The organism is Amycolatopsis sp. YIM 10 (assembly GCF_009429145.1).
Taxonomy (GTDB): Bacteria; Actinomycetota; Actinomycetes; order Mycobacteriales; family Pseudonocardiaceae; genus Amycolatopsis.
The window spans coordinates 8,964,704-8,987,145 of the sequence record NZ_CP045480.1 but is presented as its reverse complement, the minus strand read 5'-3'; the positions used below and the strand labels follow the sequence as shown (position 1 = coordinate 8,987,145).

At 70.6% G+C, this 22,442-nt stretch carries 24 protein-coding genes; 16 read left to right on the top strand and 8 right to left on the bottom strand.

The annotated features are described in order from the left end of the window. Positions 1-44: 44 nt before the first annotated feature. The gene (gene panB, locus YIM_RS41600; RefSeq protein ID WP_153035588.1) at positions 45-920 is read right to left on the bottom strand and encodes a 3-methyl-2-oxobutanoate hydroxymethyltransferase; all 876 of its coding nucleotides are present in this window, start codon (positions 918-920) and stop codon (positions 45-47) included. Positions 921-1,183: 263 nt separating this feature from the next. Between panB and lysX the strand changes: the two genes are divergently transcribed. From lysX to YIM_RS41560, 8 genes are all read left to right on the top strand, one after another. Further along, complete coding sequence (lysX, locus tag YIM_RS41595) at positions 1,184-4,492, top strand: bifunctional lysylphosphatidylglycerol synthetase/lysine--tRNA ligase LysX (RefSeq protein ID WP_370468918.1); 3,309 nt, start codon at positions 1,184-1,186, stop codon at positions 4,490-4,492. A gap of 36 nt (positions 4,493-4,528) precedes the next feature. Continuing rightward, entirely contained in the window at positions 4,529-5,158 is a 630-nt protein-coding gene (locus tag YIM_RS41590; protein ID WP_153035586.1) for a DUF998 domain-containing protein, read from the top strand. Between the two features lie 10 nt (positions 5,159-5,168). Continuing rightward, positions 5,169-5,741 carry a DinB family protein gene (locus YIM_RS41585; protein WP_153037582.1) on the top strand — a complete coding sequence of 191 codons (573 nt, stop codon included), beginning with the start codon at positions 5,169-5,171 and terminating at the stop codon, positions 5,739-5,741. 254 nt (positions 5,742-5,995) lie between these two features. Continuing rightward, positions 5,996-7,777, top strand: coding sequence for a cytochrome c oxidase subunit I (gene ctaD / locus YIM_RS41580; RefSeq protein ID WP_153035585.1), 1,782 nt, complete (start codon positions 5,996-5,998; stop codon positions 7,775-7,777). 129 nt (positions 7,778-7,906) lie between these two features. Beyond that, positions 7,907-9,136, top strand: a complete 1,230-nt coding sequence (gene serB / locus YIM_RS41575; protein WP_153035584.1) for a phosphoserine phosphatase SerB — start codon at positions 7,907-7,909, stop codon at positions 9,134-9,136. Then, positions 9,133-9,885 carry a peptidyl-tRNA hydrolase gene (locus YIM_RS41570; protein WP_153035583.1) on the top strand — a complete coding sequence of 251 codons (753 nt, stop codon included), beginning with the start codon at positions 9,133-9,135 and terminating at the stop codon, positions 9,883-9,885. Before serB ends, YIM_RS41570 begins: the two co-directional genes overlap by 4 nt. An 11-nt stretch (positions 9,886-9,896) precedes the next feature. Further along, positions 9,897-10,301 (top strand): OsmC family protein, encoded by a 405-nt coding sequence (locus YIM_RS41565; protein ID WP_153035582.1) that lies wholly within the window; start codon positions 9,897-9,899, stop codon positions 10,299-10,301. 99 nt (positions 10,302-10,400) lie between these two features. After that, on the top strand, positions 10,401-10,820 hold the full coding sequence (locus YIM_RS41560) for a DUF4267 domain-containing protein (RefSeq protein ID WP_153035581.1): 420 nt from the start codon (positions 10,401-10,403) through the stop codon (positions 10,818-10,820). An 18-nt stretch (positions 10,821-10,838) separates the two neighbouring features. On the opposite strand, the gene YIM_RS41555 is transcribed toward YIM_RS41560, so the two are convergent. The 3 genes from YIM_RS41555 to YIM_RS41545 are packed head-to-tail and all read right to left on the bottom strand — an operon-like array spanning position 10,839 to position 13,939. Next, positions 10,839-11,186: a hypothetical protein gene (locus tag YIM_RS41555; RefSeq protein ID WP_153035580.1), complete on the bottom strand. Its 348-nt coding sequence runs from the start codon at positions 11,184-11,186 to the stop codon at positions 10,839-10,841. Between the two features lie 56 nt (positions 11,187-11,242). Next, positions 11,243-13,321: an ATP-dependent DNA helicase gene (locus tag YIM_RS41550; RefSeq protein WP_153035579.1), complete on the bottom strand. Its 2,079-nt coding sequence runs from the start codon at positions 13,319-13,321 to the stop codon at positions 11,243-11,245. A 27-nt stretch (positions 13,322-13,348) separates the two neighbouring features. After that, a complete protein-coding gene (locus tag YIM_RS41545) occupies positions 13,349-13,939 on the bottom strand; it encodes a biotin transporter BioY (RefSeq protein WP_153035578.1) in 591 nt (196 codons plus the stop codon). A gap of 270 nt (positions 13,940-14,209) precedes the next feature. Here YIM_RS41545 and YIM_RS41540 point away from each other — a divergent pair, with 270 nt between their 5' ends. After that, on the top strand, positions 14,210-14,866 hold the full coding sequence (locus YIM_RS41540) for a choice-of-anchor P family protein (protein ID WP_228004347.1): 657 nt from the start codon (positions 14,210-14,212) through the stop codon (positions 14,864-14,866). A 17-nt stretch (positions 14,867-14,883) separates the two neighbouring features. Here YIM_RS41540 and YIM_RS41535 read toward each other — a convergent pair whose 3' ends face one another. Both YIM_RS41535 and YIM_RS41530 read right to left on the bottom strand, forming a co-directional pair. Next, positions 14,884-15,456 carry an isochorismatase family protein gene (locus tag YIM_RS41535; protein ID WP_153035577.1) on the bottom strand — a complete coding sequence of 191 codons (573 nt, stop codon included), beginning with the start codon at positions 15,454-15,456 and terminating at the stop codon, positions 14,884-14,886. 14 nt (positions 15,457-15,470) lie between these two features. Then, entirely contained in the window at positions 15,471-16,766 is a 1,296-nt protein-coding gene (locus tag YIM_RS41530; RefSeq protein ID WP_153035576.1) for a nicotinate phosphoribosyltransferase, read from the bottom strand. A 64-nt stretch (positions 16,767-16,830) separates the two neighbouring features. Between YIM_RS41530 and clpS the strand changes: the two genes are divergently transcribed. From clpS to YIM_RS41500, 6 genes are all read left to right on the top strand, one after another. Beyond that, positions 16,831-17,124, top strand: a complete 294-nt coding sequence (clpS, locus tag YIM_RS41525; protein WP_153035575.1) for an ATP-dependent Clp protease adapter ClpS — start codon at positions 16,831-16,833, stop codon at positions 17,122-17,124. After that, positions 17,121-17,678 carry a DUF2017 domain-containing protein gene (locus YIM_RS41520; protein WP_153035574.1) on the top strand — a complete coding sequence of 186 codons (558 nt, stop codon included), beginning with the start codon at positions 17,121-17,123 and terminating at the stop codon, positions 17,676-17,678. Before clpS ends, YIM_RS41520 begins: the two co-directional genes overlap by 4 nt. Next, entirely contained in the window at positions 17,675-18,676 is a 1,002-nt protein-coding gene (locus YIM_RS41515; RefSeq protein WP_153035573.1) for a P1 family peptidase, read from the top strand. The genes YIM_RS41520 and YIM_RS41515 overlap by 4 nt, the downstream gene beginning before the upstream one ends. A gap of 66 nt (positions 18,677-18,742) precedes the next feature. Then, a complete protein-coding gene (locus YIM_RS41510; RefSeq protein WP_153035572.1) occupies positions 18,743-19,153 on the top strand; it encodes a Mov34/MPN/PAD-1 family protein in 411 nt (136 codons plus the stop codon). Positions 19,154-19,210: 57 nt separating this feature from the next. Further along, the gene (locus YIM_RS41505) at positions 19,211-19,489 is read left to right on the top strand and encodes a MoaD/ThiS family protein (protein WP_153035571.1); all 279 of its coding nucleotides are present in this window, start codon (positions 19,211-19,213) and stop codon (positions 19,487-19,489) included. Positions 19,490-19,492: 3 nt separating this feature from the next. Beyond that, positions 19,493-20,443 (top strand): PLP-dependent cysteine synthase family protein, encoded by a 951-nt coding sequence (locus YIM_RS41500; protein ID WP_153035570.1) that lies wholly within the window; start codon positions 19,493-19,495, stop codon positions 20,441-20,443. Positions 20,444-20,526: 83 nt separating this feature from the next. Here YIM_RS41500 and YIM_RS41495 read toward each other — a convergent pair whose 3' ends face one another. Next, positions 20,527-20,952: a Rid family hydrolase gene (locus tag YIM_RS41495; RefSeq protein ID WP_153035569.1), complete on the bottom strand. Its 426-nt coding sequence runs from the start codon at positions 20,950-20,952 to the stop codon at positions 20,527-20,529. Positions 20,953-21,069: 117 nt separating this feature from the next. On the opposite strand from YIM_RS41495, the gene YIM_RS41490 reads away from it, so the two are divergent. Beyond that, entirely contained in the window at positions 21,070-21,552 is a 483-nt protein-coding gene (locus YIM_RS41490; RefSeq protein ID WP_153035568.1) for a MarR family winged helix-turn-helix transcriptional regulator, read from the top strand. Here the strand turns inward: YIM_RS41490 and YIM_RS41485 are convergent. Next, entirely contained in the window at positions 21,542-22,414 is an 873-nt protein-coding gene (locus YIM_RS41485) for a LysR family transcriptional regulator (RefSeq protein WP_153035567.1), read from the bottom strand. The genes YIM_RS41490 and YIM_RS41485 overlap by 11 nt on opposite strands. Positions 22,415-22,442: the final 28 nt, after the last annotated feature.

Below are 22,442 nucleotides of genomic sequence, written 5' to 3'. Positions count from 1 at the left end.
CAGTCAAGCATGTGACCTGCGTTCATATACCTGAACGAAGAGGATCAGTGGAAGGAGTGTTCCGGGCCGGGGAACTCGCCTCGGCGGACGTCTTCGGCGAAGGCGGTGGCGGCGTCCGAAAGCACGCCCGCCAGATCGGCGTAGCGCTTCACGAAGCGCGGCGCCTTCCCCCGCCGCAGGCCCGCCATGTCCTGCCACACCAGCACCTGCGCGTCGCAGTCCGAGCCCGCGCCGATGCCGATGGTCGGAATGCTCAGCGAGTGCGTGACCTGCTTGGCCACCTCCGCCGGCACCATCTCCATCACCACCGAGAAGGCACCCGCCTCCTGCAACGCCAGCGCGTCGGCGACCAGTTCCTCCCCGGCCGCGCCACGCCCCTGCACCCGGTACCCGCCCAGGTTGTGCTCGCTCTGCGGGGTGAACCCGATGTGCCCCATCACCGGCACGCCCGCCGAGGTCAGCGCCTCCACGTGCGGCGCGAACTTCCGCCCGCCCTCCAGCTTGACCGCGTGCGCGCGGCCCTCCTTCATGAACCGGACCGCTGTCGCCAGCGCCTGCTCCGGCGAGAGCTGGTACGAGCCGAACGGCAGGTCGGCCACCACGAGCGCGTACTTCACCGCCCTGGTCACCCCGCGCACCAGCGGCAGCAGCTCGTCCACCGTCACCGGGAGCGACGTGTCGTAGCCGAACACGTTGTTGGCCGCGGAGTCGCCGACGAGCAGCACCGGGATCCCGGCTTCGTCGAACAGTTCCGCGGTGTACATGTCGTAGGCGGTGAGCATCGGCCACGTCTCACCGCGTTCCTTCAGTTCCCGCAAGTGGTGCACGCGGACTTTCTTGCGGGGCGCGGCTTCTCGCGCCGAGGGACCGGAGCCGTACGGTGCGGCAAGTTCGCCGCCATCAGTGCCGGGGGCAGACATCGTCGTCGACCGTCCCTTCCGTTGTGGACGCTGTGGACCTTCGTGCGGTTTTCGGGTGGATGACCAGCGTGACACCGCGCGCGGGTGCCCCCAAGCGGGCTGCGACCAGCTTCACACCGGTACGGTCGGGCCGCTACCGGCGGATCCCCCGTTCGAAGGAAGGATCGCTCCCGGCGGTCAGACTCGCGGATGATGTCGGATGAGGGGTGGCGCGGGTTGAGTAAGAACTCCAGATGCCGTCGAGAACGACTGGGAACCCGATCGTGAGCAAGCCACCCCTGCCCAGGTGGAAGGCGAGGACCGCGGGGCTCGTCGCCACCGTGGTGCAGCTCGGTGCCTTCTCCTCCCTGCTGTTCCTGCTGCTCGGTGACGACGGGCGCTGGCTGCGCCACGTGCTGGCCGGGGTGTTCTGGCTGCTCAGCATCCCCGCCGACGCGAACCTGGTGATCGCGCTGGTGCTGGTGGTGCTCGGCGCCGCGCTGCGCCGCCGCAAACGGGCCGCGCTGTACACGCTGGTGCTGTTCCAGGTCGTCGGCCTGGTGATCATGCTGGCCGGGCAGGCCCTGCTGCTGTGGGCGCCCGGCCTGGTCGACCTGCGGCCGGACGAATTCGTGCAGATCCCGCACATCGTGGCCGCGATCGGCGGGCTGGAACTGGTCGCCGCCGCGCTCACCGCGTTCCTGCTCGCGCTGCGCCCCGCCTTCCCGGCGCGGCTGGCGCCCGGTGCGTTCCTGCGCGGCGTGCTGGTGCTGTTCGCCGGAATGGCCACGGTGACCATCGGTGGCTGGATCCTCGCCGAGATCTTTCCCGGCACGCTGGCGAGCAGCTGGGAGCGGTTCGTCTGGGCGGCCAACCACTCCACCGGTGAACTGCTGCGGCTGGGCCGGTTCGGCGTCGGCCACGGGCCGGACTGGCTGGACGTGCTGCTCGATCTCGGTGGCACCTTCGCCACCGTCGCCGCCCTTTTTGTCTTCTTCCGCGGGGTGCGCACCCGGCATCTGCGAACCGACGAGGAGGAACTGCGGCTGCGGGAACTGCTCGCCGAGCACGGCGAACCGGATTCGCTCGGCTATTTCGCCACTCGCCGGGACAAAAGCGTGGTTTTTGCGCCTTCCGGACGTGCCGCGGTCACCTATCGCGTGCTCGGCGGCACGAGCATCGCCAGCGCGGATCCGGTCGGCGATCCCGAGGCGTGGCCGGCGGCGGTGCGGGAATGGCTGGCCGAAGCGCGGCGGTACGGCTGGGTTCCCGGGGTGCTCGGCGCGAGCCGCCGTGGTGCCGAGGTGTACACCGCGGCCGGGTTGAAAGCGCTGGAAATCGGGGACGAAGCCATTCTCGACGTGCGTGACTTCAGCCTGAGCGGACCCGATCGCCGCACCGTCCGGCAGGCGGTGAGCCGGATCGAGCGCGCGGGTTTCTCCAGTCGCGTCCGCCGCCATTCCGAGATTTCCCAGGAGGAAATGGCGTCGCTGTTGAAAAAGGCCCAACAATGGCGCGGCGGCGAAAGTGAACGCGGGTTCTCGATGGCGCTGGGACGGCTCGGTGACCCGTCCGACGGCCGGTGCGTGATGGTCGAGGCGTTCGACGCGGACGGTGAACTCCGCGGGCTGCTTTCGTTCGTGCCGTGGGGTCGCCGGGGGCTGTCACTGGACCTGATGCGCCGGGATCGCGACGCGGGCAACGGGCTCAACGAGTTCCTGCTCGCCGAACTGGTCGCCGCGTGCTCTCGCCTTGGCGCGCAACGGATTTCGCTCAACTTCGCGATGTTCCGCGCGGTTTTCGCCGGTGGTGAGCGGATCGGCGCCGGGCCGGTGCTGCGGGCGTGGCGCGCGGTGCTCAGCGTGTTCTCGCGCTTCTTCCAGCTCGAATCGCTGTATCGCGCGAACGCCAAGTACGGACCTGAATGGGAGCCGCGATTCCTCTGCTACGCCTCGGCGCGGCGGCTGCCGAAGGTGAGCCTGGTCGCCGGTGCGCTGGAGGGCTTCGTGCCGAGCGTCGGCGCGCATCGCGCGCTGCGCCTGGAAACCGTCACCGATGACTTCGTCGGCGAGGTGCGGCGGATCGAGGAACGCGCGGCGGCCACGGTCGCGGTGAAACCGGTGCGGCGACCGGAGCAGGTCCGCGTGCGGATCGCGAAGCTCGACCGGTTGCGCGCGGCCGGGATGGACCCGTACCCGGTCGGCTTCGAACGAGACTCCGTGCTCGGTGACGTGGTGACGAAGTTCGGCGACCTGGAGCCGGATCGGCACACCGGGGAGCGGGTGAGCGTGGCCGGGCGGGTGGTCGCGCTGCGCAACCTCGGCGGGCTGTGTTTCGCGCGCCTCAAGGACTTCAGCGGCGAACTGCAGTTGATGCTCGCGGCCGACGTGCTGCCGCTGGACGACTGGCGGTCCGGAGTGGACCTCGGTGACCACGTCGGCGTGACCGGCGAAGTGATCACCTCTCGTCGCGGCGAGCTTTCCGTGCTCGTCACGGAGTGGACGGTCACCGCGAAGTGCCTGCACCCGCTGCCGGACCGTCGCAAGGGCCTGGCCGATCCGGAGGCCAGGGTGCGGAAGCGGTACCTCGATCTGGCGGTCAACCCGGACGCGGCGGCCATGCTCCGGATGCGCGGCACGGTGGTCCGCGCCCTGCGGGAACGCCTGCACCGGCGCGATTTCCTCGAGGTCGAGACGCCGATGCTGCAGACCGTGCACGGCGGCGCCAACGCGCGCCCGTTCGTCACCCACATCAACGCCTACGACATGCGGATGTACCTGCGGATCGCACCGGAGTTGTACCTCAAGCGACTGTGCGTGGCCGGGGTCGAGCGCGTCTTCGAGCTGAACCGCAACTTCCGCAACGAGGGCGTGGACGCCACGCACAACCCCGAGTTCACCATGCTCGAGGCGTACCAGGCGTACGCCGACTACGGCACCATGCGACGGCTGATGCGGGAGCTGGTGCAGTGCGCCGCCGAAGCCGCGTATGGCAGCCAGGTGGTGCGGCGGCCAGGGCTCGGTGAGGTCGACATCTCCGGCGACTGGCCGGTGATCACCGTGCACGACGCGGTGTCCGAGGCGTTCGGAGAGCGGATCGACGCCGGCACCACGGTCTCCGAGTTGCGCCGTCTGTGCCGCCAGGCCGGGGTCCCGCTCGACGGCGCCGACGAGCTGGGCCAGGGCGACCTGGTGCTCAAGGCACACGAGCACCTGGTCGAACCGCACACGACGAGCCCGGTCTTCTACACCGACTACCCGACCGAGGTCTCCCCGCTGACCCGGCGCCACCGGGTGGACCCGCGGCTGGCCGAGCGCTGGGACCTGATCGCCTTCGGCGCCGAGATCGGCACCGCCTACAGCGAGCTGACCGACCCGCTCGAACAGCGGCGGCGGCTCGAGGCGCAGTCGCTGCGGGCGGCCAGCGGGGACATCGAGGCGATGGAGCTGGACGAGGACTTCCTGCTCGCGCTCGAACACGGCATGCCGCCGACCGGCGGGCTCGGCATGGGCGTCGACCGGCTGTTGATGCTGCTCACCGGAGCGTCGATCCGGCAGACGGTGGTGTTCCCGTTCGTTCGGGCGAGGGGCTGACCACCTCCGGGTGACTGGCGTGTCACTCTTTTGCGCGTGAGGGGATTCCGGCTGGTCCGCCTGGTGGCGATGGCGCTGCTCGCGCTGGCCGTCGCCGGCTACTCGGCGTGGGTGCTGGAACTGGTGGTCCCGACCGGGCTGTCCGTACTGCGTTCACCGGTGGACGAGTTCGCCGCGCGGGACCAGCCGTACGGCCGGTTGTTCCGGACCGCGGAGGTGGTCGCCGGGGCCGCGTTCATCGCGGCGGTGCCCCCGTTGAACCGGCTCGCCCCGACGCACTGGGTGTCGCGGCTGTCCGTGGTCGCCGTCGGCCTGTTCGGCACGGTGCTGATCGCGCACGCGCTGCTGCCGCTGGACTGCGCGAGTTCGGTGAACGAGCTGTGCGCGGGCACCTCCCCGTCGCACCGGGCGCACGTGGTGCTCACCGAGGTGCTGACCGGTATCTACCTGATCGGCGCGGCGAGCCTGATCGTCTGGTGGCCGCCGCGCTGGCGGGCGGTGGCGGTGGTGGTCTTCGTGCTGGTCGCGGGCAGCGAGGTGGGCGTGCACCTGGTCGAACCGGTGGCCGGGCTGGCCACCCGGGTGCAGGCGATCGCGATGGCGGCGCTGCTGCTGGTCGGCGCGGCTTATCTGACTGACGCCGAACGGCTTCGCCGGGTGGCATGATGCGCCCGTGATGGATGCCAACGCCGGTCCGGTGGCCGACGAACGCGAAGGCCTGCTCGCCTTCCTCGAACAACAGCGCCGCGTGCTCCGGATCGCCGCGCACGGGCTGACCGACGAGGAGGCCAGGAGGGCACCGAGCCGCAGCGCGCTGACCGTCGGCGGACTGGTCAAGCACGTGGCGGTCACCGAGCGGAACTGGATCGACCTGATCGAGTTCGACGACCCGCCGCAGCCGGCGATGGAGGACTACGCCGACGCGTTCGTCCTGCGCGAGGACGAGACGCTGGCCGGGGTGCTGGAGCTGTCCGCCGAGGTGGCGCGGCGGACCGAGCGGGTGATCGGCGCGGTGCCCGACCTCGGGCAGCCGGTCCCGGTGCCGAAGGGCGTGCCCTGGTACCCGGACGACCTGGAGGCCTGGTCGGTGCGGTGGGTGCTGCTGCACATGATCGAGGAGGCCGCGCGCCACGCCGGGCACGCCGACATCGTGCGCGAACACCTCGACGGCGCCACCGCCATGCCCCTGCTGGCCGCCGCCGAGAACTGGCCCGCCAGCCCGTGGCTGCAACCGTGGAGCCGGGCGTAGCGCCGCCTTCCCGCTCGGTGGGGTGAGGGAGGCCACAGTGCCGCCTCACCTCCCCGAAACGGGTGGTCGCGGGTGGTCCCGCGGTGCCGAACCAGGCGGATTCGCGCGGGTCAGCCCCGGTGCGCCCGCCCGATCCCGCGATCTTGCCAGCCGGTGCGCGCCCCCGTTGCGGGTGCGGGCTACGATCCCCGTAGCCACTCGGCCGTGGCCTGTCCGCGGCCGGGACCACCACAAGAGCAGTGCAGGAGGCAGGAGTGACGGCCGTAGCCCCCAAGCCGATCGCCACGCGCCCGTACCCGGCGCGCGAGTCGGTGAAGGGTTCGTACCTGCTGCGGTTGTTCCGCACGACGGACCACAAGCAAATCGGCATCATGTACCTGGTCACCTCGTTCGCCTTCTTCATGGTCGGCGGCGCGATGGCGATGCTGATCCGGAGCGAGCTGGCCCGGCCGGGGCAGCAGTTCCTCTCCCAGGAGCAGTACAACCAGCTGTTCACCATGCACGGCACGGTGATGCTGCTGCTCTACGCGACGCCCATCCTGTTCGGCTTCGCGAACTTCGTCCTGCCGCTGCAGATCGGCTCGCCCGACGTGGCGTTCCCGCGGCTGAACGCGTTCTCCTACTGGCTGTACCTCTTCGGCGGCCTGATCGTGATGTCCGGGTTCATCACCCCGGGTGGCGCCGCCGACTTCGGCTGGTTCGCCTACACCCCGCTCTCGGACGCGATCCACTCGCCCGGCGTCGGCGCCGACCTGTGGATCTCCGGGCTGGTGGTGTCCGGTCTGGGCACCATTCTCGGCGCGGTCAACATGATCACCACGGTGGTCTGCCTGCGCGCGCCCGGCATGACCATGTACCGGATGCCCATCTTCACCTGGAACATCCTGGTCACCAGCATCCTGATCCTGCTGGCCTTCCCGATCCTGACCGCGGCCCTGATGGGCCTGCTGGCGGATCGGCACCTGGGTGCGCACGTGTTCGACCCGGCCAACGGCGGGGTGATCCTCTGGCAGCACCTGTTCTGGTTCTTCGGCCATCCAGAGGTCTACATCGTCGCGCTACCGTTCTTCGGCATCGTCTCGGAGATCTTCCCGGTGTTCAGCCGGAAGCCGATCTTCGGTTACAAGGGCCTGGTCTGGGCGACGCTGGGCATCGCCGCGCTGTCGATCGCGGTGTGGGCGCACCACATGTACGCGACCGGCTCGGTGCTGCTGCCGTTCTTCTCCTTCATGACCTTCCTGATCGCGGTGCCCACCGGTGTCAAGTTCTTCAACTGGATCGGCACCATGTGGAAGGGGCAGCTGAGCTTCGAGACGCCGATGATCTTCAGCGTCGGCTTCATCGTCACCTTCCTCTTCGGCGGGCTGTCCGGCATCCTGCTGGCCGCCCCGGCGATCGACTTCCACGTCTCCGACAGCTACTTCGTGGTGGCGCACTTCCACTACGTGCTCTACGGCACGATCGTGTTCGCCACCTTCGCCGGCATCTACTTCTGGTTCCCGAAGATCACCGGCCGGATGCTCGACGAGCCGCTGGGCAAGCTGCACTTCTGGACCACGTTCATCGGCTTCCACGGCACCTTCCTGGTCCAGCACTGGCTGGGCAACGAGGGCATGCCGCGCCGGTACGCCGACTACCTGGTCAGCGACGGGTTCACCACGCTGAACACGATCTCCACCATCGGCGCCTACATTCTCGGCGCGTCGACGCTGCCGTTCCTGTGGAACGTGTTCAAGAGCTACCGCTACGGCGAGATCGTCACGGTGGACGACCCGTGGGGCTACGGCAACTCGCTCGAGTGGGCCACCTCGTGCCCGCCGCCGCGGCACAACTTCACCGAGCTGCCGAGGATCCGGTCCGAGCGCCCGGCGTTCGAGCTGCACTACCCGCACATGATCGAGCGGATCCACAAGGAAGGTGAGATCACCTTCACCGGCAAGCCGAAGGTGCACGGCGAGTCGAAGGCTCCTTCGCAGGTGCTCACCGAAGCCGCCATCCCGGGTGACCACACCAAGGACAACGCGGGCGAACAGTGAGCCAGTGATCACGAAGCGCGCATCCCGGATCCCCGGGGTGCGCGCTTCGTTTCTGTCATGGTGGTCATGATCGGAAGTTCGCCGGGACCCCGACCAACCTCCGATCGCAACCACTGAGGGAAGGGTGCCGTGACGAAGACCCCAGTTCTGATCACCACGACCGGACCGGACAAGCCGGGTGTTTCCTCGGTGCTGTTCGCCGCGCTGACCCGGCACGGTGTCGACCTGCTCGACGTCGAGCAGGTGGTCATCCGCGGGCAGCTGGTCCTCGGTGTGCTGGTGGCCGTGGAGAGCGATCCGGAGGGCCTGCAGGAGCTGGTCGAGCAGGCCATGCACTCGGTGTCCATGCAGGTCGAGGTGAGCATCGGCTCGGCGATCGGCGAGGACCCGTTCGCGCCGGCCCGCCAGGACTCCAGCCACGTGCTGGTGGTGCTGGGCCTGCCGTTCACCGCGCGCGCGTTCACCGAGGTGGCGCGGCGGCTGGCCGCGCTGAACGTGAACATCGACTCGATCCGCAGCATCGCCGACTACCCGGTGACCGGGCTCGAGGTCTACGTCTCGGTCGCCGAGGACACCGAGGCCGCCGACGAGGCGCTGCGCAGCGCGCTCGCCGACGTGGCCTCGCGCGGCGGGCTGGACGTGGCGGTCGAGCGGGCCGGGCTGGCCCGCCGGGCCAAGCGCCTGATCGTGTTCGATGTGGACTCCACGCTCATCCAGGGCGAGGTCATCGAAATGCTCGGCGCGTTCGCCGGGGTGGAGCCGCAGGTCCGCGAGATCACCGAGGCGGCGATGCGCGGCGAGCTGAACTTCACCGAGTCGCTGGAGCGACGGGTCGCGCTGCTCGAAGGCCTGCCCGCGACCGTGCTCGACGAGGTGGCGTCGTCACTGCAGCTGACCCCGGGCGCGCGCACCACGGTCCGCACGCTCAAGCGGCTCGGTTACCGCTGCGGCGTGGTCTCCGGCGGGTTCACCACGATCATCCAGAAGCTGGTCGACGACCTGGGCCTGGACTTCGCCGCGGCGAACGAGCTGGAGATCGCCGACGGCAAGCTGACCGGCAAGGTGATCGGCGAGGTGGTCGACCGGCCGGGCAAGGCGGTCGCGCTGCGCCGGTTCGCCGCCGAGTACGGGATTCCGCTGACGCAGTGCGTGGCGGTCGGCGACGGCGCGAACGACATCGACATGCTCTCCGCGGCGGGCATGGGCGTTGCATTCAACGCGAAGCCCGCGTTGCGCGAGGTGGCCGACACCGCGCTGTCGCACCCGTTCCTCGACGCGGTGCTGTTCATGCTCGGCATCACGCGTTCCGAGGTGGAAGCGGCCGACGCGGCCGACGGGTTGCTGCCGGAGCGGCCGTGATCCTCGCTCCACTGGCCGCGCGGTACGCGTCGTGGCTGGGCCTGCCCGCCGAGGAGACGGCCCTGCCGGAGGCGTCGCCGGACGAGGTCCGCGCGATGCCGGTGATCCTGCGCATGGAAAAGGCGGAGCCACCGGGCCGCACGCCGTTGCTGGAGGCGGCGGCTTCCGCCGCGCTGGCCGTGTGCCTGGACGAACGCGCGAAGCCGGGCGGCGAATGGCACGAACCGGTGCGGGACTGGGTTTCCGGGCACATCCGCAAGGTGGCCCGTCGCGCCAGGGGCGCGCACTGGCAGGCCGTGCAGGAACTGCCTGGCGTGACCGTCGAGGTCGACGGCGCCGAGGCGCGGGCGTTGCTGCCGGGGCGCGTGGTGGACGCACCCAAGGAGGTCTCGCGGTTGCAGATCTCCGGCAGCGAGCTGCCGCCGGACGAGCCGGGTCCGGTGCCCGCCGACACGCCGGTGCTGCTGCTCAATCCCGGCGTGGCGATGACCGTCGGCAAGGCGGCGGCCCAGGTCGGGCACGGCACCATGCTGCTGGCCTCGCTGCTCGACGAGCGCCGGCTCACGGCCTGGGCCGAACGCGGTTTTTGTTGTGCCGTCCGGGTTCCCGGGCGGCTGGAGTGGGCGGAGCTGCACCCGGGCGACGACCCGGGCCGGGCCTGGGCGGAGCGGTCGGTGATCGCCGTGCGGGACGCCGGGTTCACCGAGGTGGACCCGGGCACGGTCACGGTGCTCGCCCAGTGGCGGTAGAGGAGGAGCGCATGGGGCTCGAGGTGGAGCGGATCGGCGAGCACGTGTTCGCCGGGCGCAACGAGCGGGGCGCCGAGGTGCGGATCGGCCGCAAGGGTCAGGCCGACGTGTTCTCGCCGGCCGAACTGCTGCAGATCGCCGCGGCGGGCTGCGCCGCGGTGACCGCCGAGGACCTGGTGGTGCGGCGGACCGGCGAGGAGGCGAAGTTCCGGGTCGAGGTGACCGCCGACCGCAACGAGGCCGCCTCCGAGCTGGACGCCATCCACGTCGCCTTCGACCTCGATCTGTCCTCTGTGGACGATGAACGCCGGGCGGCGCTCGCGGTCGCGGTGGACCGCGCGATCGAGCGGTTGTGCACGGTGAGCCGGACGCTGAAGAAGGGCATCCCGGTCACGGAGACCTTCCCAGCGGGCTGACCGGCGGCGCGACTGGATTCTAGCGACGCTAGTATTTCTGGCGACGCTCGTGCTAGCGTTGCTGGAAATCTAGCAACGCTAGTTCCTGGGAGGGTCCTCATGGGTCGGAAGATCGCCAACGGCATCGTGCTGCTGGTCGGCCTCGGCATCATCTACGTCGGCGTGCGGTTCCTGCTGGCGCCGGTCGACGCGGCGGCGGGCTACGGGGTCGCCGCGCCGGGCGACGAAGGCGCCTACTTCACGGTGAAGGGCATCCGGGACATCGCGTCCGGGCTGGTCGCGCTGACGCTGCTCGCACTGGGCCAGCGGCGGGCGCTGGGCTGGGTGATGCTCGCGATGACCATCATCCCGCTTGCCGACGGCTTCATCGTGCTGAGCCACGACGGCCCAGCGGCGGCGGCCTTCGGCCGGCACTTCAGCACCGCCACGGTGATGCTGGTGGGCGTCGCGCTGCTCCTGTCGGCCCGCGCACCTGAGTCAGCACGCGCACCGGAAGTGGCAACGCCCCAGCCCGCCTGAGCGACCGAACCGCCGGGGTCAGGCGTCGGTGGTGGTGGCCTTCCAGACCACGTAGGCCTCATCGGCGTCCGTGGTCATGGCTTCGACGAACTTGTCGTTGTCGAAGCCGGGCAGGGCCTGGAGGCGTTCGATCAGGGCGTCGGCCGCCGGGTCGCCGCTGGGGATGGCGGTGCCCTTGCCGTCCGCACCGGCCAGCATGATGAACACGTCCTCTTTCCAGGGCCCCTCGGGAATCACCCTGATCACCACGGCGGACAGTTCGGCCCAGGTGACGGACTCCTCGGTGCCGTCGGCGAGCTGGCGACGGACTCCGATGTCGTCGACGCCGACCGAACGGGACTGCGCGTGGGTTGAGTCCTGGGACAACTACGACTCCTCAGTCTTTGCGTTCCGTTTACGGTACTGCGGCGGAGTACGAGGGCTCAGGCGGGGGCGGCCGCATCGAGCCTGCGCAGCGCGGCCCTGGCCACCTCCGGGTCCGTGGTCGGCCAGAACGGCGGCAGCGAAGCCCGCAGGAAACCGCCGTACCGCGCGTTCGCCAGCCGCGAGTCGAGGATCGCCACCACGCCCCGGTCGCTGGTCGACCGGTGCAGCCGCCCGACGCCCTGCGCCAGCAGCAGCGCCGCGTGCGTGGCGGCGACGGTGAGGAAACCGTTGCCGCCACGAGCCTCCACCGCGCGCTGCCGCGCCGAGGACACCGGGTCGTCCGGCCGGGGGAAGGGCAGCCGGTCCACCAGCACCAGTTGCAGGGACGGCCCGGGCACGTCCACGCCCTGCCACAGCGACAGCGTGCCGAACAGGCAGGTCCGCGGGTCCTCGCTGAACTTGCGCACCAGCAGCGAGGTCGAATCGTCGCCCTGGCAGAGGATCGGGTGCTTGATCCGGTCCCGCAGCTCCTCGGTCGCCTGCTTCGCCGCGCGCATCGAGGAGAACAAGCCGAGCGTGCGCCCGCCCGCCGCGTCGATCAGCTCGGCGATCTCGTCCAGCGTGCGCTCGGCGAGCCCGTCCCGGCCGGGCGTCGGCAGGTGCTTGGCCATGTAGAGAATGCCGTTCTTGCGGTGGTCGAACGGCGAGCCGACGTCCAGCCCGGTCCAGCGAATGGTCTGCTTGTCCGACGGCGCCGCCTTCTCGGTGGCCGTGCCGGGATCGGACTTCCGCTCGGCCGCCTGCGACGGCGGCAGCCCCCACTGCCTGGCCAGCGTGTCGAAGGTGCCGCCGAGCGCCAGCGTGGCCGAGGTGAGCACCGTGGTGGTGGCGCCGAAGACCCGTTCGCGCAGCAGCCCGGCCACGCTCAGCGGGGCCACGTGCAGCGCGGGCGGGCGCGGGTTCGACGAGTACGGGTCACCGCTGAGCCACACCACGTCCGGCCGGTGCGCCTGGTCCTCGTCGAACGCCTCCAGCAGCCGGACCGCGGTGTCGTGGATCTCCTCCAGCAGGGTGCGCGCGAGCTTGCGGGCGGTGGCCTCGTCGGCGCCGTCGTCCTTGCGGTCGGAACCGAGCGAGGACAGGCAGGTGTGCGCGGCGTCGCGGACCGCGGGCAGCGCGCCCTTGAGCGCCTGCGGCAGCGAGTCCATCCGGCCGGACGGCAGGTCGTCGAGCACCAGCGCCAGCCCGTCGCTGGCCTCCATCAACCGGTCGGCGACGTCGGCGTCGATCAGCTTCCCGCAGCGGCGCCCGGCGGTGGAGACCATCGCGCTGGTCAGCTCCGCGGTGGCCACCGAGGTGACCCGGTCGACCAGTTCGTGTGCCTCGTCGATGATCACCAGATCGTGCTCGGGCAGCACCTGGTAACCCTGCAGCGCGTCGATGGCGAGCAGTGCGTGGTTGGTGACCACCACGTCCGCGCGCCCGGCCTCACCCCGCGCGCGCTCGGCGAAGCAGTCGGTGCCGATCGGGCAGCGCGACACACCGAGGCATTCGCGCGCGGACACCGACACCTGCCGCCACGCCTGGTCGGAGACACCGGGCACCAGCTCGTCCCGGTCGCCGGTCTCGGTGTCCGACGACCACTCGTGCAGCCGCTTGACCTCCTTGCCCATGCGCGAGACGGCGAACGGGTCGAACAGGCCCTGGTCCTCCGGCTCCTCCGGGGCGCCGGTGTCGAGCCGGTGCAGGCAGAGGTAGTTGCGGCGGCCCTTGAGAATGGCGAAGGTCGGCTCGCGGCCGAGCGGCTTCTTCAGCGCCTTCGCCAGCCGGGGCAGGTCACGGTCGACGAGCTGGCGTTGCAGCGCGATGGTCGCGGTGGAGACCACCACCGTGGTGCCCTTCTCCACCGCGTGCCGGATCGCGGGCACCAGGTAGGCCAGCGACTTGCCGGTCCCGGTGCCCGCCTGCACGGCGAGGTGCTCGCCGGTGCGGATGGCGCGGCCGACCGCGTCGGCCATCTCCACCTGACCGGCGCGCTCGGCGCCGCCCACCGACTCCACGGCGTGCGTGAGCAGCTCCAGCACCCCCGGAAAGCTGTCCTTGCGTGCGGCGGTGAGTTCAGCTGACTTCGGCACGAGGAGCAACGGTACCGGGGGCCACCGTCAGTTCTGGCGGCGGAAGCGGTTCACCAGCGCCCAGGTGACCGGCAGCAGGCCGGCCGCCACGACGATCTTCAGCGCGTCGCCGAGCAGGAACGGCAGTACGCCCTTGTCGAAGGCGGTGCCGAGGTCCATCGACGCGGACGCCATCAGCCACGGCACACCGACCGCGTAGATCGCCAGGTTGCCGAGCACCATGGTGCCCGCGGTGCGCAGCGGGGTGCGGTCACCGCCGCGCCCGGCGAGCGCGCCGACCAGCGCGCCGGCGAGCACGAAGCCGAGGATGTACCCGGCGCTCGCGCCGAACATGCCCGACGTGCCGCCGTTGAACCACGGCACGCCCGCCGCGCCGACGAGCAGGTACAGCAGCATCGCGGCGCCACCGCGCTGCCAGCCCAGCGCCGCGCCGACGAGCAGGGCGGCGAAGGTCTGGCCGGTCATCGGCACCGGGCTGCCCGGCACCGGGATCACCAGCTGCGCGGCCAGGCCGGTGAGCCCGGCACCGGCGGCGACCAGGGTGATGTCACGGGCCAGCGCACCGGGGATGAGATCCGCCAGCACCGGACGGCGGGCGGCGAGGGTCAGCGTCGACAAGGCGGCCTCCACGAAAGCGTTGTGCCAAGAGCTTTAAGAGGGTGCGCAAATAGGGTCGGTGGATGCCCGCCTCGGCACGGCGGGCGCCGCCAAGCCCTGTTGGCGCGCTCTCTGAGGCAGGCTAACGCCGGTGGACCGGCAATTTCCCCCGAAGTCGGGTAGCTCACTGTCCACTCTTCCGGGTGGTAGGCGCTCGACGGGGTTCGGCTGTTGATCTCCCCGGCCGATGTCGATGAAGGGACATTCACGTTTTGGGTGGAGGGAGACCCCGTGTCGAAGTTGAGGAAGACCCGGCTGGCTGTCGCGGCGGCGTGCGCGTGCGGCGGGCTGCTGGTCTCGGCGGGTGCGGCGCAGGCGGCACCGGTGGCCAGCGCGTCCGCGACCGCGGGCACGGTCGACGTGACGGCGGGCGAGCAGACCGTGCGGGAAGGGCCGATCGCCGAGTGCAGGCTCGGCGTGCAGGACACCGCCAATTCACCCGGGGTCGAGGCCGGGACCACGAAGTTCGGCAAGACCGAGTCGCAGTGCTCGCGGGCGGCCGATACCGGGTTCGCCACGTCGATGGTGCGCGGGCAGCGGTTCGAGACCAAGGTGCTGCGCAAATACGGCGGCCCGGTGATCAAGGTCCGCTCGTTCAGCGCGCGCTGCGACACCACCACCAACGGCGCCAGCGGCCTGGTCGAGCTGAGCGACGTCACCGGAATCGAGGTGCCGCCGTCCGTGCCGGCCAACCACACCGTCCTTATCCCGGGGGACGAGGGCAAGACGGTGGCCAAGGTGGTGCTCAACGAGATCGTCGTGCCGGAGCCGCCGGACGGCAGCCTGACCACGCGCGCGATGCGCATCGAGCTGTTCCCGGAGGGCGGCCCGGCCGAAGGCGAGATCGTCGTCGGCGCGGCCAGCTGCGCCCCCTACGGCGAGGACTGATCAACCGACCCCGGTGGTCAGCCGCTGACCACCGGGGTGCCGGTCAGTTCCGCGCCCGCCGTGCGCAGCTCGGCCAACGCCTTGTCCACAGTGGACTTCGAGACGCCCGCGGTCAGGCCGAGCAGCACCCGCACGGTGAAGCCGGCCCCGGCGGCGTCCAGCGCGGTCGCCCGGACGCAGTGGTCGGTGGCGATGCCGACCACGTCGACGGTGTCCACCTCCCGCGCGCGCAGCCATTCCGCCAGGGTGTCGCCGGTTTCGGTGGTCCCCTCGAAGCCGGAGTACCCGTCGCTGTACTGCCCCTTCGAGAAGACCGCCGAGATCGGCGCGACGTCGAGTGCCGGGTGGAAGGCGGCGCCGGGGGTGCCCGCCTCGCAGTGCCGCGGCCACGAGCGCACGAAGTCCGGCTCGTCGCTGAAGTGCGCGCCGGGGTCGATGTGGTAGTCCCTGGTGGCCACCACCTGGTCGTAGGCGTTCTCCCGCAGGAAGGCGGAGATCCGCGCCGCCAGGTCGGCGCCGCCTGCCACCCCCAGCGCGCCGCCCTCGCAGAAGTCGTTCTGCACGTCCACCACGATCAACGCGTTCGCCATCGCAGGCGCCCCTTTCAGCGGAAAACGGTGGGTACGGCCGGCTCGCCGTGCGACAGCTTGAGGCCCTCCCACGGCAGGCTGACCAGCCCCTTGCGCAGGCGTTGCCGCGCGTCGTCAAGGGTGGGCAGGTCCTCGACCTGCTGTCCAGCCCGGACCAGCGGGATCTGCAGTTCGCGGTCGTCGGGGCCCAGCTCGGGCGCCGGTCCGTCGGCCGGGTAGACGACCTCCTCCAGCGCCGTGCCGGTCGGCTTGTGCCGCCGGAACGCGCCCTTGCGGCCGCCGCGCGACTCCTTGTGCGTGCTGCGCTTGGCGACCGGGCGGCCGTCCACCTCGACCAGCTTGTAGACCATGCCCGCGGTCGGCGCGCCGGAACCGGTGACCACCGAGGTGCCCACGCCGTACGCGTCCACCGGCTCGGCGCGCAGGGCCGCGATGGCGTGCTCGTCCAGGTCACCCGAGACCACGATCCTGGTGTCCTTGGCACCGAGCGCGTCGAGCTGGTCGCGGGCCTTGCGGGCCAGCGGGCCGACGTCGCCGGAATCGATCCGGATGGCGCCCAGCTCCGGCCCGGCCACCCGGACCGCGGTCTCGATGCCCGCGGTGATGTCGTAGGTGTCCACCAGCAGGGTGGTGTCCGCGCCGAGCTTGTCCACCTGCGCGCGGAAGGCCTGCTCCTCGCTGTCGTGCAGCAGCATGAACGCGTGCGCGACGGTGCCGCGGGTGGGAATGCCGTAGCGGCGGCCCGCCTCCAGGTTCGAGGTGGTGGCGAAGCCGGCCAGGTAGGCGGCCCTGGCGGCGGCGACCGCGGCGTACTCGTGCGTGCGGCGCCCGCCCATCTCGATGATCGGCCTGCCGTGCGCGGCGCCGGCCATGCGCGCGGCCGCCGAGGCGATCGCGCTGTCGTGGTTGAGGATGGACAGCACCAGCGTCTCCAGCACCACGGCCTCGCCGAAGCTGCCGCGGACGGTGAGGATCGGGGAGCCGGGGAAGTACAGCTCGCCCTCGGCGTACCCGTCGACGTCACCGGAGAACTCGTAGTCGGCCAGCCAGGACAGCGTCGCGTCGTCCACCACCGCGGTCGACTCCAGCTGGCTGATCTCGGCGTCGGTGAACCGGAAGTCCCCGATCGCGTCGACCACCCGCGCGGTGCCCGCCACCACGCCGTACCGGCGGCCGTCCGGCAACCGCCTGGCGAACACCTCGAACACGCACGGCCGGTCGGCGGTGCCGTCGGCGAGCGCGCTGCCCAGCATGGTCAGCTCGTAGTGGTCGGTGAGCAGTGCGGTGCTGCCGGTTCGCGTCCAGGCCATGGTCCAAGCCTATGGGCTGACCTGCCGGAGGACCGGAAGTGGGCGACGTGACACCATGGAGGCCATGAGTACGCCTGCCGCCGAACCGATGGTGGAGCCGTCCGCGGCCGACCTGGGGGCTGAGGACAAACCGTGGCAGACAGTGGTCTGGAACGACCCGGTGAACCTCATGTCGTACGTGACCTACGTCTTCCAGAAGCTGTTCGGGTACAGCCGCGACCACGCCACCAAGCTGATGCTGGACGTGCACCACAAGGGCAAGGCCATCGTCTCCTCCGGTGGCAAGGAGAAGGTGGAGGGTGACGTGGCGAAACTGCACGCCGCCGGGCTCTGGGCGACCATGGAGCACCCGTCGTGAAGCCGTGGCGCCGCAAGGGCGCGCGCTTGCAGGCGGGCTTCGAGCAGCAGGAGGCCGCGGTCCTGCGTGGGCTGATCAGCCAGGTCGACGACATGCTGCGCGCCCGGTCGGAGGAGGCGCCGCAGGACGAGCTGGCCGAGCTGACCGGCATCCGCACCGGCCCCAGCGAGGCGCCGAGCGATCCGGTGCTGTCGCGGCTGCTGCCCGACTTCCACCGCCTCGACCCGGACACCCCGGCCAAGGAGGACCTCGATTCCGCCGCCGCGCTGCGCTCGCTGCACGAGCCGGAGCTGCTGGACGCGAAGGTCGGGGTGGCCGCGGTGGTGCTGGAGACGCTGTCGCCGGACGGCGGTGAGGTGCGGCTGAGCTTCGAGCAGGCCGACGCCTGGCTGTCCGCGCTGAACGACGTGCGCCTGGCGCTGGGCACCGCGCTCGACGTCACCGAGGACATGCCCGACGAGCTGCCGCCGGAGGATCCGCGCGCGCCGCACCTCGGGGTTTACCACTGGCTGACCTGGGTGCAGGAAAGCCTGGTCCAGGCGCTGACCGAATGAACGCGCTCACCGATGTGCCCGGCGTGCTGGTCGGGCACCACGAGCGGGTCGGCGATGGCTGGGCCACCGGCACCACGGTGGTGCTCGTGCCCGACGGCGCGGTCGGCGCGGTCGACCAGCGCGGCGGCGCGCCCGGCACCCGCGAGACGAACCTGCTCGAGCCGGAGAACCTGGTGCAGCGGGTCAACGCGATCTGCCTGTCCGGCGGGAGCGCGTACGGGCTGGCCGCGGCCGACGGCGTGATGCGCTGGCTCGGCGAGCGGTCGAAGGGCTTCCTGGTGGGTGCCCAGCCGCACGAGGTGGTGCCGATCGTGCCCGCCGCGGTGCTGTTCGACCTGCCGCGCAGCGACTGGGGCAACCGCCCGGACGCCTCGTTCGGCTACGCGGCCTGCGAGGCCGCCGCGGCGGGTTGGTTCGCGCAGGGCACGGTCGGCGCGGGCGCCGGGGCGGCGGTCGGTTCGCTCAAGGGCGGCATCGGCACGGCGAGCGAGCGCGTCGGCGAGTTCGTGGTCGGGGCGCTGGCCGCGGTGAACGCCTCCGGTGAGGCCGTCGACCTGCGCACGGGCCGTCCGTTCGCGGCGGACCACGAGGTGGACGGCGAGTTCGGGGTGCGCTGGCCGGACCGGCCGGGTGACGTCGAAGCGGCGCCGACCGACCTGAACACCACGATCGGCGTGGTCGCGACGGATGCGGCGTTGTCGAAGGCCGAGGCTCGGCGGCTGGCCGTCGCCGCGCAGGACGGGCTCGCGCGGACCGTGCGCCCGGCGCACACCATGTTCGACGGCGACACCGTGTTCGCGCTGGCCACCGGGGCGCGTCAGCTGCCCGTGGTGGAGGGCCCGTTCGCCGACGCGTCGCGGGCCGGAGCGCTCGACCAGCTGTGCTCGGCCGCCGCGCGGGTGTTCGCCAGGGCGATGGTGCACGGCCTGCTGGCCGCCACCGGGGCCGGTGGCCTGCGTGCCTACCGCGACGTGTGGCCGGAAGCCTTCCCGGACTGAGGTCAAGCGTCCGAGGGCTCTGTCTCACTGGGTGGACGCCGGTTGTCCAGCACATAGGATGTGATCGTGCTTCGGATCCGCCGTGAACTAGTCGACGAGATCGTCGCGCACGCCCGCCGGGACCACCCGGACGAGGCGTGCGGGGTGATCGCCGGGCCGGATGACGGCTCGGACCGCCCCGAGCGGTTCATCCCCATGCTGAACGCGGCACGCTCGCCGACGTTCTACGAGTTCGACTCCGGTGATCTGCTCAAGCTCTACCGCGAGATGGACGCCAACGACGAGGTGCCCGTGGTGATCTACCACTCGCACACCGCCACCGAGGCCTATCCCTCGCGCACCGACGTGTCCTACGCCTCCGAGCCGTTCGCGCACTACGTGCTGGTCTCCACCAGGGATCCCGAGGTGCACGAACTCCGGTCGTACCGGATCGTCGACGGTGAGATCACCGAGGAGCCGGTCGAGATCGAGGAATAACCGCCCTCGCCCGAACGTCAGCCCACTACGAGAGATCCCTAGCGGAGGTAAAGATCCATGGCCGTGAACGTGTCCATCCCGACCATCCTGCGCACGCACACCGGCGGCGAGAAGTCCGTCGAGGCGAGCGGCAAGACGGTGCTCGAGGTGATCGACGACGTGGAGAGCCGCCACGGTGGTATCAAGGCGCGCCTGGTCAAGGACGAGAAGCTGCACCGGTTCATCAACGTCTACGTCAACGATGAGGACGTGCGCTTCGCCGGGGGCCTGGAAGCCGAGGTCAAGGACGGCGACACGCTGACCATCCTGCCCGCGGTGGCCGGCGGCGCGCGCTAGGCCATGGCGCGCTACGAGTCGCTGCTCGACGCGCTCGGCGGCACCCCGCTGGTCGGGCTGCCCCGGCTTTCGCCGACCCACGACGTGCGGTTGTGGGCGAAGCTGGAGGACCGCAACCCGACCGGTTCGATCAAGGACCGGCCCGCGCTGGCGATGATCGAGGCCGCCGAGCGGGAGGGCGTGCTGCGCCGCGGGTCGACCATTCTGGAGCCGACCTCGGGCAACACCGGTATCGCGCTGGCGATGGCGGCGAAGCTCAAGGGCTACGGGCTGGTCTGCGTGATGCCGGAGAACACCTCGGCCGAGCGCAAGCAGCTGCTGCAGGCCTACGGCGCGCGGATCGTGTTCTCCCCGGCGGCCGGCGGGTCGAACGAGGCGGTCCGGCGCGCGAAGGAACTGGCCAAGGCCAATCCCGAGTGGGTGATGCTCTACCAGTACGGCAACCCGGCGAACGCCGACGCGCACTACCGGGGAACGGGTCCGGAGCTGCTGAAGGACCTGCCGACGGTGACGCACTTCGTCGGCGGGCTCGGCACCACCGGCACCCTGGTCGGTGTCGGCCGGTACCTGCACGAGGCGAAGCCGGACGTGCAGATCATCGCGGCCGAGCCGCGGTACGGCGAGCTGGTCTACGGGCTGCGGAACATCGACGAGGGCTTCGTGCCCGAGCTGTACGACGCGAGCGTGCTGAACGGGCGCTACTCGGTCGGCGCCTACGACGCGCTCCGGCGCACGCGGGAACTGCTTGAGCACGAAGGCATCTTCGCGGGGATCTCGACCGGTGCCGTGCTGCACGCGGCCCTGGCCGTGGCCGAGAAGGCCGCCGCCAAGGGCGAACCGGCCGATGTCGCCTTCGTGGTCGCGGACGCGGGTTGGAAGTACCTGTCCACCGGCGCCTACAGCGGCACCCTGGACGACGCCGCCGCCAGGCTGGACGGCGAACTCTGGGCCTGACTCTCTCTATTTTTGGGCCGATTGTGGGCCGACGAAGGTGGCTTCCGAGAATTCTCGGGAGCCACCTTCATGTTTTCCGGGGTTCAGTTCCCGGAGCCGGCGATGGCGGTGACGCGGATTTCCACGCGCATGTCGGCGAGGCCGAGTACCGTGACGCCGGTTTCGGTCCAGATCGGCGCGCGGCCGCCGAGGCGACGGCGGAACTGCTCGGCCATGACCTTGTTGTGGTCGTCCCCGATGACATCCTCGCCCGGGTCGACCTTGTGGTACGAGTTGACGTGGATGACGTCCTTCCAGGTCGCGCCGACCGTGGCGAGCGTGCGCTCCACGTTGTCGAACGCCAGGACGATCTCCTCCTCCAGCGACTCGGGGATGTTCAGGTCGTCGTCCACCCCGGCCTGCCCGGAGATCTCGACCCGGTCGCCGACGCGGACGGCCCCGCTGTAGCCGAGTGCGTCGTGCAGCTTCTCGCCGAAGCCCGGGACGACGCCGAAGGTGACAGTGCTCATGATGCTCGCTCTTCCTGTTCATAGGGGCGCGTTCCCTCGATCATGAGTTCACGCGTAAAGTCATGCTAGCTGGTTATGACTTCAAGCGCAAAGTGATCGCGAAGGGGTGGCAAGGTCATGGGCGACCACGAGGACGAGGAACTGCGGTGGCTGGACGAGCCGGAGAAGGCGGCCTGGACCGGGCTGATCTCCCTCGTCCTGCTGCTGCCGGGCAAGCTGGAATCGCCGCTGCGGCAGGAACACGGCCTCACCCTGTTCGAGTACCTCGTGCTCAGTCATCTTTCCGAGGCCCCGCAGCGCAAATTGCGGATGGGGGAACTCGCTTTCCTTGCCAGCGGGTCGCTTTCTCGTCTGTCCAATGTGGTCAAACGCGCTGAGCAGCGAGGCTGGGTCGTGCGGACACCCGACCCGGCCGACGGCCGTTACACCCTCGCCGAACTCACTGACGAGGGCTTCGACATCGTGCACCAGGCAGCGCCCACGCACCTGCGCTCCGTGCGGAGCGTCGTCCTCGACTCGCTCAACACGGCCGACCAGAAGGCACTCGTCCGCATCGCGGAGAAACTCCGCATCGTGCCCGACGACTTCGCTAAGCCGTGATGGCGGCGGCGGCTTCCACGAGCGCCGTCAACAGCGCGGCCGTAGCGGGCGGATCGGGCGGCTCGCCGTAGGTCGCGGCGTAGATGTGCTGGCGCACAGGGAGTTCACTCGCCACGATGCCGTCGGCGCGGTGGGCGCGCAGCGCCAGGCCGGGGCTGGTCGTCACGCCGAGGCCCGCGGCGACCAGCGCCTGCATGACGACCATGTCCTCGGAGGTGTAGCCGATCCGCGGTTCGAAACCCTCTTTCGCGCACATCGACAGCAGGTGCACCCGGCACCGCGGGCACCCGGCGATCCAGGTGGCGTCGCGCAGGCTGGACAGCGTTTGCCCCTGGCTGGTCGAAAGCAGGTGCAGCGGATCGTCGAGCAGGTGGTGCAGGCGCACGTTCGGCGGTTCGGGCTCGGTGTCGTCGTAGCGGAAGATGATCGCGATGTCGATCTTGCCGGTGCGCAGCATTTCCAGCGCTTCGGGCGGTTGTGTGTCGGTCAGGCCGATCTGCAGGCCGGGGTGCCGTTCGGTCAGTGCCGCCACCGCGCGCGGGACGAGCGAACCGATCACCGACGAGAAACTGGCCAGCCGCACGCGTCCGGCGTTCAACCCCACGTGCGCGGAGAGTTCGGCGTCGGCGGCGTCGATCCGGCCGAGGATCTCGGCGGCCCGTGAGGCCAGCAACTGACCGGCGGGAGTCAGCCGGATCCCACGGCCCGCCCGTTGCAGTAGTTGCGCACCCGTCTCGGCTTCGAGCCGCGCGAGGTGGTGACTGATCGTCGGCTGGGTGTAGTGGAGTTCCTTCGCCGCGGCGGTCACCGAGCCGAGCCGCGCGAGCGCGTCGATGACACGAAGTCTGGTCACGTCCAGCATGTATCGACTCCATCTATGGGTCAGCGTG

What these genes read in the sequence shown, in the direction of transcription:
- panB (WP_153035588.1), bottom strand. Translation starts at nt 920, where the DNA reads ATGTCTGCCCCCGGCACTGATGGCGGCGAACTTGCCGCACCGTACGGC.
- YIM_RS41585 (WP_153037582.1), top strand. Translation starts at nt 5,169, where the DNA reads ATGGATGCCAACGCCGGTCCGGTGGCCGACGAACGCGAAGGCCTGCTC.
- YIM_RS41565 (WP_153035582.1), top strand. Translation starts at nt 9,897, where the DNA reads ATGGGGCTCGAGGTGGAGCGGATCGGCGAGCACGTGTTCGCCGGGCGC.
- YIM_RS41560 (WP_153035581.1), top strand. Translation starts at nt 10,401, where the DNA reads ATGGGTCGGAAGATCGCCAACGGCATCGTGCTGCTGGTCGGCCTCGGC.
- YIM_RS41535 (WP_153035577.1), bottom strand. Translation starts at nt 15,456, where the DNA reads ATGGCGAACGCGTTGATCGTGGTGGACGTGCAGAACGACTTCTGCGAG.
- YIM_RS41530 (WP_153035576.1), bottom strand. Translation starts at nt 16,766, where the DNA reads ATGGCCTGGACGCGAACCGGCAGCACCGCACTGCTCACCGACCACTAC.
- clpS (WP_153035575.1), top strand. Translation starts at nt 16,831, where the DNA reads ATGAGTACGCCTGCCGCCGAACCGATGGTGGAGCCGTCCGCGGCCGAC.
- YIM_RS41515 (WP_153035573.1), top strand. Translation starts at nt 17,675, where the DNA reads ATGAACGCGCTCACCGATGTGCCCGGCGTGCTGGTCGGGCACCACGAG.
- YIM_RS41505 (WP_153035571.1), top strand. Translation starts at nt 19,211, where the DNA reads ATGGCCGTGAACGTGTCCATCCCGACCATCCTGCGCACGCACACCGGC.
- YIM_RS41500 (WP_153035570.1), top strand. Translation starts at nt 19,493, where the DNA reads ATGGCGCGCTACGAGTCGCTGCTCGACGCGCTCGGCGGCACCCCGCTG.
- YIM_RS41495 (WP_153035569.1), bottom strand. Translation starts at nt 20,952, where the DNA reads ATGAGCACTGTCACCTTCGGCGTCGTCCCGGGCTTCGGCGAGAAGCTG.
- YIM_RS41490 (WP_153035568.1), top strand. Translation starts at nt 21,070, where the DNA reads ATGGGCGACCACGAGGACGAGGAACTGCGGTGGCTGGACGAGCCGGAG.
- YIM_RS41485 (WP_153035567.1), bottom strand. Translation starts at nt 22,414, where the DNA reads ATGCTGGACGTGACCAGACTTCGTGTCATCGACGCGCTCGCGCGGCTC.